Source organism: bacterium (assembly GCA_021372775.1).
GTDB lineage: Bacteria > Acidobacteriota > Polarisedimenticolia > J045 > J045 > JAJFTU01.
Window position 1 is genome coordinate 1 of record JAJFTU010000392.1, and the last position, 14,270, is coordinate 14,270.

Here is a 14,270-nt window from a genome sequence, read left to right on the forward strand (position 1 = left end):
ACGACGGCAGGCGACGTCCTGCGGATCCTGATCGACAACGGCCTGGACGGGATGGCCCGGGCGCTGGAGACGCTGATGAACGAGGCGATGAAGCTCGAGCGCGCCGAGTTCCTCGGCGCCGCGCCCCACGAGCGCACCGAGTCCCGGCGCGGCTGCGCGAAGGGCTTCAAGCCCCGCGAGATCCGCACCCGCGCCGGCGCGCTGCGCCTGGCCGTGCCGCAAGTGCGCGACGTCGAGGAGCCGTTCCACCCGAGGTCCCTGGAGCGCGGGGCGCGCAGCGAGCGCGCGCTCAAGCTGGCGATCGCCGAGATGTCCGTGCAGGACGTCTCGACGCGCCGCGTCGCGGCGGTCGAGGCGCCGTCCGGGACGTAGGTCGGCTCGACGCAGGTCTCCCGCGCCGCGCGGCTGCTCGACGAGGAGCTCGAGGCGTGGCGGACGCAGCCGATCGGCGAGACGCCGTACCTGATCCTCGACGCGCGCTCCGAGAAGGTGCGCCGCGGCGGTGCGGTGATCGACTGCGCCGTGCTCGTCGCCGTCGGCGTCGGGATCGACCGCCGCCGCGTGCTCCGGGTCGGCGTCTCGCTCTCCGAGGCGGAGGTCCACTGGCGGGAGCTCCTCGCCTCGCTCACGGGCCGCGGCCTGATCGGCGTGCGGCTCGTGGTGAGCGACGACCACGCCGGCCTCAAGGCCGCGCGCCGCGCCGAGCTGCCGGGCGTGGCTCGGCGGCGGCGCCAGTTCCCTCTGCAGCGAAACGTCGTCGCCTACGTGCCGCAGGCCCCGATGCGCCGCGAGGTCGCCCGCGCGATCCGCGGCGTCTTCACCGCGCCCGACCGGGAGAGGCCGGAACGCGTGCTGGCCGCCCACCCCTTGTCTCGCCGCGCTCCGGCCGACCCGATTCCCGGGCGCGGCGACGTCTGTTGTCAATCGCGGCGCAGCGCTCGGCTGCCCACGCGACTATCTTCGGGCCTCTATTCCGTTCGTTTGCGATTCCGTTCAACGATGGACCGGAGCGTCGCCAGCGTTCTCTTGCCGCCTTGGGACAAGTCGCGATGGAGCATCCGGTGGCAGTTCGAGCAGACCAAGACGAGGTCCTCCAAGGAGGTCTTTCGAGAACCAGCGCTTTGAGCGAGGGGCACGACGTGGTGGCACTCGATGAAGCCGCGGCCCAGCTTCCCGTAAACGCTTTCGAAGCTGAACCCGCAGATCGAGCAGCGCACGGGCCGCTCTGCCTTCGCTTTCTTGATTTCCACAAGTCTGGGATTTCGCTCGCGGCGGTAGTGCCTGACCAAACGCCCCCGTCCTTCTTGGCCCTCGTAGTCCTCGTCGCGGTCTTCGCCACGGCCGCGGCGCGGGCGCGACGAGACCTTGAGGAGTCGATCCAGCGCCTTCGCCGAGTCCACGGTGAGCTCGCGAACGCCGCGCATCGTTTGACCATCGACCTTGCCGTCGCGCAGAAGAACCGGAGTCTCTTCCGCACCGCGGCGGAACCGGAGTCGCCGTGTTACCGCGGCGGGGATCCGCCGGTCGAACTTCATCATTTCTGCGTCCTCCGGCTCGCACTCCACATGCCAGGCCGCCGGCCACAGTGGGCCGCGTCGCAAATCCGCCTCGGCCTCCTTTTGCCGCAGAACGCGCGCCGCCCTGATGCGGCCGAGGAGATAGAGAGCCCCGCCGATGTTCGTGATGATGTAGACGGCGTCGCCGGGCGCGACGCGTTTGAGAGCGCCGCCGGCGATGTTCGTCAGGAGACGGCTCTCGGCCCGTTGTTCCTCGCGCCACGTCTCGTTCTTCCAGTACTGAGTGAAGTAGCGCAATGGCCTGCCCCCCATTCGCTGGTCCAACGAAACCGAGAGTCAAAGCGTCGCGGGTTCTTCTTCACGCTTCAGCGGACCGGAGGGCGGCAGAGCCGACCGGAGGCCCGCTGACGCTTGCGCCGCGAACTCACATGGGGTCATCGATGACGCTCGATTGGCCGGTTCTCTCCCCGAAGCACCGTCACGAGCTCACCGATGATCGTCACGGTCTCCGCGTCCTCACCCGTCAGTATGATCGGCGAGTAACTTCGGTTCAGCGGTTCGAGAACAACTCTGGTGTGCCGCCAGCCAGACTCCTCGTCAGCAGTCTTCTTGGAGGCATATCGCTTCACAGTGAACGAGCCTCCCGTTTCTGGATCGGCCGGTCCCCTGTACTGCGCGAGTACCATCTTGCCTTGCCGGCTGCCGGCGGGTGTCGCCCGAAAGACAACGAAGTCCCCGTCGTGGATCATCGGCTCCATCGATCGGCCGACCGCCCTGCACACGAACATTCGCTCGTCGAGCTTCCCGATGCCGTCGACTTCGATCCACGCTTCCGGTTCAACCGACTCACCGGCACCGAAGTACCCTGCCGCGGCCCTCAGGCTGAAGAGAGGCAGCAAGGACTTGAACGCCTCGCGCCTCACCCGCTCGTCCTCACACGACACGAGGGCGAGCTGTGGCGCAGGCCGCACGCCTATGAGCGCGTCCGCTAGGTCCTTTAGGCTCCCCACACTGGCGGCGATGGAAGACTCGAACTTCTTCTGCGGAACAAATAGATAGCGCCACTGACCGTACTTCGTCGTGCTCATCTTCTCGCACCAGCTGCTTGCCGCTTCGCTCTTCAGCGCCGTGTTCGTCCTGATCTCGCCTTTCGTTTCGGCCAGCCACATCATCTCGCGCCCGTCGGCATCTCGCGCCGCGATGATGAAGTCCGGAAAGTACTGCCTCGGTCGATTGCTCTCGTAGTACGTCACAGAGAAACCGAGGCGCTCGTTCTTAAAGTACCGGACGACGTCCTTCGCGTTGTCGAGGAACTCTGCGAACTGCTTCTCGAGGTCCGTATGGCAAGGAACCTTGTTCGTGTGGCAGCGATTGCCGTTTGCGACGATACCGGTCCACTGGAAGCGGCGAAGGTTCGCAGTGTCCAGAAACTCCGGATTGCCGAGTATCGGAACCGCCTCCACTCCGGTCGAGCCCGCGCCCCGGATCGCCGTGCCCAGGGCGTCGAGCGCCTGACGCCGCCAGTAGTAGATCCCGATGTCGCGCACGTCAGCCTTGAGTGCGCCTGATTCCAGTGGCACGACGCGAGAGTCGAGATAGCGACGTGACACCTCGAGCAGCTCGTCGAACGTAGGGCCGATTCCGAGATCCGCCGCGGCGCCGGGATTCGTCTCGGCGTGAAGCTCCTCCGCCATGAGGAACGCCGTGCGCAAGACAGGCCACTCCTTCCGCACTTCCTCGAGCGTCATGACCGCCTCGGGCGCTCCACCGACGACCGGCCGGACGTGAACGTCGGGCGGCGTTTCCTTGGGGTTGATCCGGATCTCGGGCAGGTCCTCGACTCGCAGCCGGTTCGCAAGGGACTCCGTGACACCGACGGCCCATGACCTGACGTTCGGGACTGCGACTCGATACCCCACCTTCTTTGGATCCGCCTCGATCCAGTGGAGTTTCTCGCCCCACCTTCCCGTTCTCGCTCTCTTGCGCTTTTCGACGGGGAACCCAACGAAGGGGATCCCGAACGCGTCGACCGTCTCCTCGCCGCCTTCGGGTCGCTCATCGAGCGGCTGGTTGAGAATATCGTAGTTCGTGCGCCGGAGGCCACGACCGATGATCTGCTCCGTAAGAAGTGGTGATCCGAACGCCCGCAACCCCAGGATGTGGGTGACGCTCTTCACGTCCCAGCCTTCAGAAAGCATGTTCACGCTGACAATGCAGCGCACGCGCTCCCCCGGCTTCCCCTTCGCGCCGACAGTGTTCACCATCTCGCGCAGCGTGGCCTCGTTCCCTTTGTCGGCGTCGAAGACCTTCGAGTCGATCGGGATCGTCATCCAGCACCTGCGATCATCATCGTCGGGATTCCTGAGGAGGTCGTACTCGCGCGTCAGGTGCTCGAACAGCCATGACGCTTTTTGTGCGTTGTCAGCGACGCAGAGAAGTACCGGACTCGGCCCGCGCATCTCCGGCAAGAGCATCGACGACCAGTCGTCGTAGTCCTTTTTCCACGACGAGTAGATGCTCGCGATGGCACCCTTGCACGACCGGAGGTATTCCTCCTTGGTCTTCGCACCCTTCACTAGGTCCCATAGGTCTAGGTACACATGACCTTGCTCGGTCGGGTCCGGCAGACGCACGACCTTCACGAGGCCCGACTCGAACGCGTCGTAGACCGAGAAGTCCGACACCAGCCACTCGAAGAGAGTCCCCTCGGGCTTCGGCGATCCGGACCCGTACCAGGGTGTTGCCGAGAGATCGAGAACCAAGCTGACCCGTGCGGCCTTCGAAAGCCGCTCCAGAATCTTGCTCCACTTGATGTACTCAGGATCTTCGCCCGACCGAGCTCGCTTCTCGCCGTAGACATGGTGTGCCTCGTCGTTGATCACGAGAAGGTCTCGCCACCCGCCGAGCAGCCGACGGATGGGTGCGTTGGGATCCTGACGAGCGCGTCGCTGCATAGCTCGAAGGACCGCCTGCGGAATGAACCGCCCCGCTTCGAGAGGAACGTCTCGTTCGCCGATCCAGTCCTCCCGCTTGTTCTCCAGCGGGATCCCCTGCCAGTTGCGGACGAGCACGTTCGGCCTGAACTCATCCTTGTACTCGGGGGGCACCGTCTCGAACGCGTCGTAGAGGTTGTGTTCCCCTGACGGGTCGAGACCATCGCCGCGTGGCTGGCCGCTGACGCGGTCGCGCACGGTGAGGTTCGGCACGAGCACGAGGAAGTTCGCCGACAACGATGACCCGCTGACCTTGCGCTTGTGCAGCGTCGACCACGTGACAATGAGTGCCATCACGATGGTCTTCCCCGTGCCGGTAGCCAGCTTCAGCGCATAGCGGAGCAGGTCTCCGGTCTCCGGCATCCGCCGTCGGTTCTGAACCTCGTAGAGGTAGATGACCGTCTCTACCGCCTCCTGCTGGCAGAAGAAGAAGCGTCGCCCGACTGCGCGCCGTTCTTCGTCGCGCTCGAACCACCACTCCAGCAGGCGCCGCGTCACGATCGCCGTACCCGGGTATCCGGCCTCGCGCCATTCGCGCACTTTCTCGCGAAGGTGGTTCACGACATCGTTCCGCTGTTCGGTGCTCGCAAGCAGATCCTCGAAGAGCCCTGCCTCTTTCCCTACAACCCCCCCAATGCCTCCCTTCGCGTCCTTCGCGGACGCGAGGAACCTCATCGAGGGGCGCCGTCCGCTCGCGAGCTTCGACCGGCCCCCCGTGAGAAGCTCGTAATGCCGATCCGGTTCCCGGAATGCGTCGCAGATGACGACGCGATCGACAACGTAGGCCATCGCGCCGGCTCCTCAGTCCAGATCCCGCACAACGACTGACTCGTTGCCGTAGACGTCCACAACCTTCACCGCGATCCGCTTGTAACCGCGCACCGGGAACGGCTCGGAGGTGAGTTTCAGCGTGAACTCCTCGGGGTCCACCTCGGCCTTCAGGGCCGCCTTGATGTTCGGCACCTTCGTGAAGTCGAAGAACACTTGGCAGTCCACGAAGCAGTCGCCGTCGTAGTCCTCGTCGAGGTACCAGGCCGAGACGTAGCCCGAATCGGCCGACTTGTACGCGGTCGTGCGGCGCTTGCGATCGAACAGCGCCACGCCGTTGAGCGTTACGCGGACCTGATCCTCCTCGGGGCTCTTCTGCGCCGCGATCTCGACGTCCGGCAACGCGAGAGGCGAGAAGAGCATCTCCGGCTGCGTAGCCTTGAGCCCCTCGGCGAGCGTGTCGGGGCGGATCATGATCAACTCGACCTTGACCTTGCCGCGCTTCTCGAGCGCCGATTTCACCTCGCCGACGTTCGCCTCGAAGGCCCAACCGAGCACGTGCACCTCGAGGATGCCCGAGGCGAGCGCGTCCTGGACGGCGTCGCTGATCTGTTTGGCGGTCACGCGACCTGACAGCGGTCCGACCGAGATCGCGATCTTCTCCTTCTCAGTCTCAGCCACCGCGTGCACTAGCCCCGTGGCGCCTTGGATCGCAGCGTCCTTGCGATAGAGGCGGCAGATCACCTCGATGTAGTTTTCGAGCTTCGCCGCCTCTCCGATGCCCGGCTCGCAAACGACGACGCCCTTCCAGTCCTCGACGGAGTAGCGGCCGAGAGACATGACCTCGAAGGGGCCAGCTACTCGCAAAGCGGTGGCGTCGATTTCAGGTCTGTCAACCAACACAAGATCGCCTGTTTCACGCTCGTTTGAGACGGCCCCAAGCGTCACTTTCTCAGGCGACTCGTAAACGAATCCGCTCGCTAGTTCCGCCCCCCATGTCCTGAAGTGAGGAAATACAGCCGAGAGGACCGCCTTGCGAGCAACATTGATGGCGACGCGCGACGTGTCGCAGGTAATCCAGCGCCTTCCCCATCGCTCGCTGCAGAGCGCCGTAACCCCAGAGCCGCACGTGATGTCCAGCACAAGGTCACTAGGCCGCGTCGTCATGTGGATGCAGCGCTCGACGACCTTGTCTGACGTCTGGACCGCGTAGCGCTTTCCACTGGCGCCTTGGGTGTCGCTCCAAAGGTTCGTAACCTCCATGTACGGGAAATCCTCGAAGTAGAAGACGTATTGAAGGCTATCGCCCGGCGCCTCGAGTCGACGCTGATCGATGAGTCGCCTCATGCCTTCTGGATTGGTCTTCCAGCTGTGTCCTGTTCGCGGCGCGAACGTCCGTCCATCGAACTCAACATTGAAGACACACGATGGCGTTAGGCCCGACGAATTCAGATCGATCAGACGGTAGATCTTGGCGCCCTCCGTCAACAAGGTCGGGTCGTCGCGCTCCTCATCAGTCATCGCGCGTCGACTTCCGTCCGGTAGTTCAACGCGAGTGAACTGCGTACCAGCTCCGACACCGCGGTCTGTGTATATCTTTTGATACTGCACTCTGGCTTTGTCTTTGGCGTACCAGAGCAGGTAGTCGCAGATCCCGGCCAGCAGCGTATTCCGCAGCGGAATCTTCGTGCGGAACGAGATCTGCGCTACAAAGTTGGAAGCCCCGAATACCTCATCCATAAGCGCGCGCGCACGGTGCACGTGCTCGTCGCCAATCTGCACGAGCACGCTGCCACTGTCGCGCAGCAATTCTCGACAGAGATATAGGCGCTCCTCGAGATAAGACATCCACGAGTGAACACCCAGAGCCCACGTATCCCGAAACGCCTTGATCGTGAGGACATCGTCGGCCTGGTCCTTGTCGTCGTTCTTCGTTGAATCCACCCGCTGCTGGAAGTTCGAGTCGTACTTGATGCCGTACGGCGGATCGATGTAGATCATCTGCACCTTGCCACGCAGACCCTCATATTGCAGCAGCGACTCCATCACGTGTAGGGAGTCGCCGCAAATGAGCTTGTTCTTCCAACCCTCTTCGTGTGTGTAGAACTCGACACGCTTGCTTCTGTCGCCCTCGCGGAGGCTCTTTTCGAGGTCGGCAAAGAGGTGGCCCTGCCGCGCCGCGCCCGACTTCTCCTCGGCCGCGCGCCGAGCCCGCTCGATGATCTGGGCGATGCGCGACTCGGAGACGATCTCGTTACGCTGGAGGGGCAGCACCGGTACTTCGCGCCGGTTGCGCTTGCCCGCCCAGAAGAGAACCGGATCCGCCGCCGGATCCATATCCACGACCACCGGCCGCTCGTCGTCGCCCGGGAGCTTGCCCACGTGGACGGCTTTGCTCCAGCCGTTGTCCATCGGCAGCGTGACGACCTGTTCGTCCGCCGGCAGCAGCGGCGTGTGCCCGGTCTCGGGCGTGCGCGGCTCCTTGATGTCGTCATAGGTGTAGCGGGTAACGGTCTTCCCGCCTCTCGGCTTGCGGGTGCCCTTGTCCATCGGCGGCCTTTCTTCTCGCGTGAGCAAGCGTTCGATGAGTGCGGCGCGTCGTCCCACCTGCGAAACGCCTGCGATCTCGCAGATGGTCTTGACCCCAGCCTCGGAGAGCTGCTGGAGGAGCAGTTCGGAAGTAGCCCGATGGGCTCGCGAGAGCTTTGCGCGCATTGCCTCGGCGCTGCGCTTGTCGACGTCGTCCAGCTCAAGTGCCTCGACGACCACCTTGAGCTGATCCCTCGACATTTGAGTGAGTATCTGGCGCTTCAGATTCACGGCTTCGCTCCCGGCGGCGGACTACTTCACGGACATCGCGCGGCTGCACATGCCTTTGTAATCACAGGTAGCGCACTTCTTGCCTGACGGCGCTGCCGCTAACTCCCCGCTGCGAAGAGCGGCCGCCGCGGCGCGCGTGCGGACCTTGACATCCTCGACGAAGTCATCATCGACGGAGCGCGGCTTGCGCTTTCGTTCATCAAGCTCGTAGATCTCCACGTAGTCGGGCCGCCGTCCGGTGAGGTCCTGGTAGCCTAGGGCGTAGACGTGAAGCTGCGTCTCGGTGACGTCCTCTGCCTGCGCCCGATCGCTCGACTTGAGGTCGACGATCGTTGTTTCGCCGGTATCGACGCGGCGGACGAGGTCGATCCGCCCGATGACGTTCACGCCGCCGCCGAGATTGATCTCGATCTGCTTCTCCGAGAACTCGATCTTGTCGAACTCATCTGCATTGTCGTGGAGATAGTCGCGCAGGACATGCTCCGCCGACTCCTCGAGCTGTTGACGCAGCGCCGGGTACGCGTATGGCGCATGCAGGTGGGTCGTGACGAGATCACGTACCTCGTCGACGCCTGCGACGTCACCACGGATCGCGCGTGCATGGACTTCTGCGAGGGCGTCGTGGAGTGACTTCCCGTAGCCGAGCGCCTCGTGGATCGGCGCGTTGAATCCGTAGAGAACGCGGAGCTTGAACTGGTAGGGGCACTCAAAGAAGTACTTGAGGTCCGAAAACGAGAAGACCACGTTCGCCACGCCGGCACGCGGCTGAGGCGGGAGCCGATCGCGCTTCGAGTAGTCCGGCACCCTCCTCTTCACGTAGGTCGACGCGAGGATGTTGTCCCAGAACTCCGAACGCTTCTGAGCCTGCTGGTTCCCCGGAACCGGTGCCCACGTGAAGTGCAGGAACTTCTGGCTGCGCGTCATCGCAACGTAGAACAGCCGCCGCTCGTCTTCGATGGTCCCCTCGAAGCGAGCCTGCCCTCTCACGCCAGCGCTCGGCAGAAGGTGCCACACGGTGCGGCCGCCGGGCTTCTTTGCCGGAAAGCGGTTCTTCAGGAGCGCAGGAACGAATACCACCGGCCACTGCATACCTTTCGCCTGGTGGACGGTCATGATCCGCACCGCATCGGGGTTGGCGTACTGGTTGTCCTGCCAGCCCTCCGGATATGCATCCTCAACGCGGTACTCAAGGAAGTCCGCGAACGACGCGTACTTCTCCAAGGGTCTCGAGTGGAAGTGGATCGCCTCGAAGTCTGAGATCGCCTGACTGAACTTGCCGAGGTTGTAGAACACAACCTCTCCCCGGCCGCTCGGGACCCGCCCCTCTCGGACCCCGGCTTCCGCAAGGAAGTTGAGAAAGACGCGTTGGATCGAGTACTGCCCCCATCGCTTCTGGTCCGGATCGGCGAGCGCCGCCTTGGCGGTTGCGGCGCTCTTGATTGCGGCCTGAAGCGCGTCCGGCTCCAGGCCAAGGTTCGCTGCGTTCCACGCGGCCTCGACGTCTGATTCTTCGACCGCGCGGCCACCAATGAAGTAGAAGAGCTGTCGAGCTGCCTCCGCCTCCGCGGTCTGGAAGAGACTCGTCATTCCCGTCACGACGAATGGGATGCCGGCGACGCGCAAGGCGTCCGTGATCGGCTCCGCGTTCTTCTTCACGCTGCGAAGGAGAACTGCCATGTCGGACCAGGAGAGACCGCGGGGCTTGCCATCTTCGTTGACCGCGATCCCACGGAGAGCCCTCGCGGTCTCCGCTATGTACTTCGCCTCCGCGGTTGGATTGTCGAAAGACAGGGCGACCATGTCACCGAGCTCGTACTTCTGCGCGCCGGTGGGTTTCATCGCCTTCTGAAGCCGAGCGGCGTTCTGCTCGATAAAGGGGCGGGCAGTCCCGACGATGCCGTCGCTTGAGCGGAAGTTCTCTTCGATCGGGATCTGTTCGACGTCCGGATAGCGTTGCGAGAAGTTGAGAATGTTAGCGACGTCGCTTCCGCGCCATTGGTAGATGGTCTGGTCGTCGTCGCCGACGACGCAGATCTCGGCACCGAGTTCGTGTAGCGACCAGACGATAGCTTCCTGAACCGGATTCACGTCCTGATATTCGTCGACAATGACGTACTTCACCCGGTCGCCAAGTCGTGCGCGGAGATCTTGGTCGTTGGTGAGCACCTCGACTGCCAGCTCGAGGATGGCCGAGTAGTCGAGGTAGCTCCGCGACTCCAGCAACTTCTTGTAGCTGTCGAGGCCCTTGACGAGTGAACAGCCGGCGAGGTCCTTAGGCTCGAGGTCGGCTTCGCGCAGGATGGAAAGCGCGGTGATGTAGCGGTGCGTGTCGACATAGCGGCGCAGTGGCACCCCCTTGAGGTCGGTGCACGCCGTCAGGCCGCTCTGCTTGCTATGCCGATCGATGAAAAGCCCCTGCTGAACCTCGTTCAGGATTTCGAACTTGAGGTACTTCGGAACCTCGCCTTTTAGCAGCTCGAGGCAGAAACCGTGAATCGTACCAACGAACATCTCGGCCATGCCGGTGATCTCACCGAGCGATTCGTGGGCGCGCTTGTAGGTTCGTTCCTTCAGTTCGCCGGCGGCCTTCTCCGTGAAGGTGAACGCGACGATGTTGGAGGGTGAGAGCCGTCGGGGGCCCGTTGGATCAATTAGGTGGACTATGCGCCGAGCAACGACTTCCGTTTTTCCGGAACCGGCGCACGCGATAAGTTGGAGGTTCCTCCCCCCGAACGCGATTGCTTGCGTCTGCCTCTTCGTGAGATTCAACGCCCCCCCTCGCGGCGGCTCCTACCGCTTCGTCATCCACGTCCTCGTCGGCCTAGGGATGCCCCGTCTTCTGTGAGAGTCGACGTTGGCCGGTCAGTATGTTCTACGCGACCTGGCGGACGGTGTCCAGCGCAGCGGTTCACGTTTCCCGCCTGAAGAGCAGGCTCCAGCTGCGGCAGTCCGTAGTGGCAGCGCACACGCGCAGTGCACGCAACCACTGTCGCTATGAGCAACAGCGGCAGCAACCAAGGAGCCGTCGTCGATAGTCCGCAACTCGCAGAAGCAAATCGTCGCCGCTTCCGAAGTCGGCTGCAGCCGTTCGTTCTTCCCGCTGGACGGCGGTTGGCAGTGCGAGGCCCACGGTCACCATCCATGCTGGCTGCGGAAGCGCCGGCATGGAAGTCCTGCACGAGGAGCTCCTGCCCGCTTCTTGGGATGAAGCGTGCCGTGGCACCGGGCTTTCTCTCGCCGGCGCTGGAGCATCGCGGCAATGCCGGCTGGCTTCATCTGCTCGGGGATCACTCACGGGGCCGCCGTGAGGCCCAGCGCCCACGAGGCTTTCCGGAATGCGGTCCCCGAGAGCCGCCGGTCGCTCGCGCTGCCGGCGTACACTGCCGGCACGACCTCGATGTTTCGCTATGAGAGGTGCCTACTCATCGTGACCCCTTTGGTCACGCCGGGCCGAACAGCGCCGTCGCCTTTCGCCGGGTCGCGAAGTCATTCCCCCTGAATTAGTTGCTCTACTCTATTTCGGGCCTCTGGTGGCATTCCGCCCACCGCCCACTGGAGAAGATCCAGTTCGTCCCCAAACGTCCGAAATACCTCGTCGCACTGGAGGATCTCCTCATAAGACCACCAGTCCATCGCCATGCCCGTCAGCCTTTCCGGGACGCCTTCGGGGTAGTGCCAACGTCGTGTGTTCCGCCTTTCGAACCAAGACGCGTTGATATCCGCGATGAGGGCATCACGTGTGTCGATGTACGCTTCGTACTTATAGCCGTATAGCCGCGCGAACTGATACTCGTCACGAAGTCGTTTCGGCGTCAACAGCGCGAAGCGGATGTCCTCCGGAAGCGCCCCATGACCATCGTCGGTTTGGAGGCACGCAAGAGACTCGATTACCCTCGCCATCTGATTGCGTACAGGATCATGAGATACGCCGGTGCTAATGTCAGACAGAAGCTTCGCCTCGACGAACGTAACGCTTCCCCCACCGTCAGGGTCAAACGCAATACCGGCCTTGGTCCCATTGCGTATCGTGATCGCACCCCACGCGATATCGATGTGGCTGTTGCCTTCCGTCCTGCCCGCCGCGCCACACCGGGGTGCGATCGGGATTGCTTCGCACCACACGTCGGTGTTTCCGTCCTCAGCAGCGTGTGGGCCCTGATTCTCGAACCATGCCGGTGCTTCGCCACGGTCTTGCGCGGCGCAGAGAATGACCGCTGCAACGTAGTTCCAGATCGTCTCGTTCCACGGGGCGTTGTCCTTATGCACCGCCCTACGCAACTGCTTGACATGCGCTTGTGTTGCCCTGACCATGCGTCTCTCCCTTGCTAAGCGCTGTGCACACAAGACACAGCAAGCGCTTCGTGGACACCGTCTCCGGGTTCGTCATCGGTGGGCTGCGCCACTCACCCAGACTTCTGCGTCAGCGCGAATGCGCACTCATCTTCCAGTCTCTGATCGCACCGCCCACGTGGTCTCGTGGCTGAGATCGCCTGCCCTGCGCGCCGCACATACGCTCTTTGGTCCGAACACGGGTCACAGCTCCGTGTACTTCGCCCGGCTTCCCCGAGCCTTCTCCGCGGGGTACTTGGCCGCGTTCTCCTCGAGCTTGCGGGCGATCGCCTCTTCGGGGTCGATGCCCGCGTCGTGGGCGAGGAGGAGGCAGTAGATCAGGACGTCGGCGAGTTCGCGCTCGACGTCGGGCTTGCGGGCGGCGAGGTCGGCGGCGACGGTCGCGTCGCTGCTCCATTGGAACAGCTCCAAGAGCTCGCCGGCCTCGATGCTGATCGAGGCGGCGAGGTTCTTCGGCGAGTGGAACCGCTTCCAGTCGCGCGCGTCGCGGAAGGCGACGATGCGCCGCGTCAGGTCGTCGAGCACGGGGCTTCCTCTTCCTCCGGCGCCGCGGCGCGGGGCATCTTGCTCCGGAGGTGCTCGGCCAAGGCCGGGTCGGTGCAGAAGACGTAGCAGCCCTTGAGGCCGCGGGTCATCAGCACGCGGTAGGTGTTGCGGATGATGGGGTCGGCCAGCTCGGTCGCCTTCGCCGGGTCCGTCTTGGCGATCCCCTTGATCCCCTTCAGCGACTGGTCGGTGCGCGCCCGCTTCGTGAAGTCGGTCTGGACCGCGCCGCCTTCGAAGCGGAGATCGTCGCCGACGATGACGCCGACGTAGTCGAACTCCAGCCCCTGGGCGGTGTGGACGCAGCCGACCTGCTCCACCGAGTCGTCGTCGATCGCCCACGTCTCGGTGGAGTTGAGGTTCCAGCTCTTGTAGAACTTGTAGGTGTCGAGCGCGATGTCGGGGACGTCCCGGCGGGCGCGGCCGTTCTGCGGCCACTCCCAGCAGTAGCCGGCGACGACGCGGGACCGGTTGCGCGGCGCGTTCCTCTTCACGATCTCGGCGAACATCTCGTTCGGGTCGTTGAAGACGCGGAAGTCGTAGTCGAGCTCTTCGATCGGCCGCACCGCCCGCTCGACGCCGAGGACGTCGTCGAGCCAGTCGAGGTAGCTCGTCGAGCCGTTGCAGCGGAACTGGGACTCCAGCGACATCTCGACGATCGTCGCGCCGGCTTCCCGCGCGAAGCGCCGGATGGCGGCCGCCGTGCCGATGTCCTTGATCGTGACGCGCTGCGCCTCGTCGATGAAGAAGGCGCTGAAGCGCGCCGCGCGGATCAGTTCCTTGATCTGGTTGTCGCCGAGGTTCTGGAAGAGCCCCGACTTCTCGTTGAGGCGGTGCGCCTCGTCCACGATCAGGGCGTCGAAGGAGTTCTCCGGCACGTCGCAGTAGGAGCCCGAGCCGCGGAACAGGCTGTCGATGTACGAGCGGCTGTGGTCGCTGCCCTGCAGCAGCGTGGAGTAGACGTGCCGCGGCGCGCTGTTCTTGGAGACGTACTGGCAGACCATCCCTTCCGCCGACGTCAGCCGGACGAGCAGGTTGACGGCGACGACCGACTTGCCCGTCCCCGGGCCGCCCCGCACGATCAGGACCTGCTTCTCTTTCCGCTCCGCCGCCTCGCGGGCGCACTGGAGCGCGTTCTCGAAGACGACCTTCTGGTCGTCGATCATCACGAACTCTTCGTTGCCGGCGAGCATGCCGGCCAGCGCGTCCTGCAGCGACTTGGAGGGGCGCAGCCGGCCGGACTCGAGGCAGTCGATGACGTAGCCGTCCTCGCCCTTGC

Annotated in this window: 8 protein-coding genes and 1 pseudogene; 2 read left to right on the forward strand and 7 right to left on the reverse strand. The window is 64.0% G+C overall.

The features are described 5' to 3' along the window. The first annotated feature begins 51 nt into the window (after positions 1–51). Positions 52–840 (forward strand): annotated as a pseudogene (locus tag LLG88_13045) (transposase). Between the two features lie 128 nt (positions 841–968). Here the strand turns inward: LLG88_13045 and LLG88_13050 are convergent. Next, positions 969–1,217, reverse strand: a complete 249-nt coding sequence (locus LLG88_13050) for an HNH endonuclease (protein MCE5247833.1) — start codon at positions 1,215–1,217, stop codon at positions 969–971. Here LLG88_13050 and LLG88_13055 point away from each other — a divergent pair. Further along, positions 1,122–1,925, forward strand: coding sequence for a hypothetical protein (locus tag LLG88_13055; GenBank protein MCE5247834.1), 804 nt, complete (start codon positions 1,122–1,124; stop codon positions 1,923–1,925). The two genes, LLG88_13050 and LLG88_13055, sit on opposite strands and share 96 nt — an antisense overlap. A gap of 26 nt (positions 1,926–1,951) precedes the next feature. On the opposite strand, the gene LLG88_13060 is transcribed toward LLG88_13055, so the two are convergent. The 6 genes from LLG88_13060 to LLG88_13085 all read right to left on the reverse strand — a co-directional run. After that, entirely contained in the window at positions 1,952–5,299 is a 3,348-nt protein-coding gene (locus tag LLG88_13060) for a DEAD/DEAH box helicase family protein (GenBank protein ID MCE5247835.1), read from the reverse strand. 12 nt (positions 5,300–5,311) lie between these two features. Next, positions 5,312–8,098 carry a site-specific DNA-methyltransferase gene (locus tag LLG88_13065; GenBank protein ID MCE5247836.1) on the reverse strand — a complete coding sequence of 929 codons (2,787 nt, stop codon included), beginning with the start codon at positions 8,096–8,098 and terminating at the stop codon, positions 5,312–5,314. 21 nt (positions 8,099–8,119) lie between these two features. Beyond that, on the reverse strand, positions 8,120–10,867 hold the full coding sequence (locus LLG88_13070; protein ID MCE5247837.1) for an ATP-dependent helicase: 2,748 nt from the start codon (positions 10,865–10,867) through the stop codon (positions 8,120–8,122). 717 nt (positions 10,868–11,584) lie between these two features. Beyond that, a complete protein-coding gene (locus LLG88_13075) occupies positions 11,585–12,409 on the reverse strand; it encodes a hypothetical protein (protein ID MCE5247838.1) in 825 nt (274 codons plus the stop codon). A gap of 222 nt (positions 12,410–12,631) precedes the next feature. Next, entirely contained in the window at positions 12,632–12,973 is a 342-nt protein-coding gene (locus LLG88_13080) for a nucleotide pyrophosphohydrolase (GenBank protein MCE5247839.1), read from the reverse strand. After that, positions 12,958–14,270, reverse strand: a 1,313-nt coding sequence (locus tag LLG88_13085; GenBank protein MCE5247840.1) for a DUF2075 domain-containing protein, incomplete at its 5' end; no start/stop codon positions are given. The genes LLG88_13080 and LLG88_13085, both read right to left, overlap by 16 nt.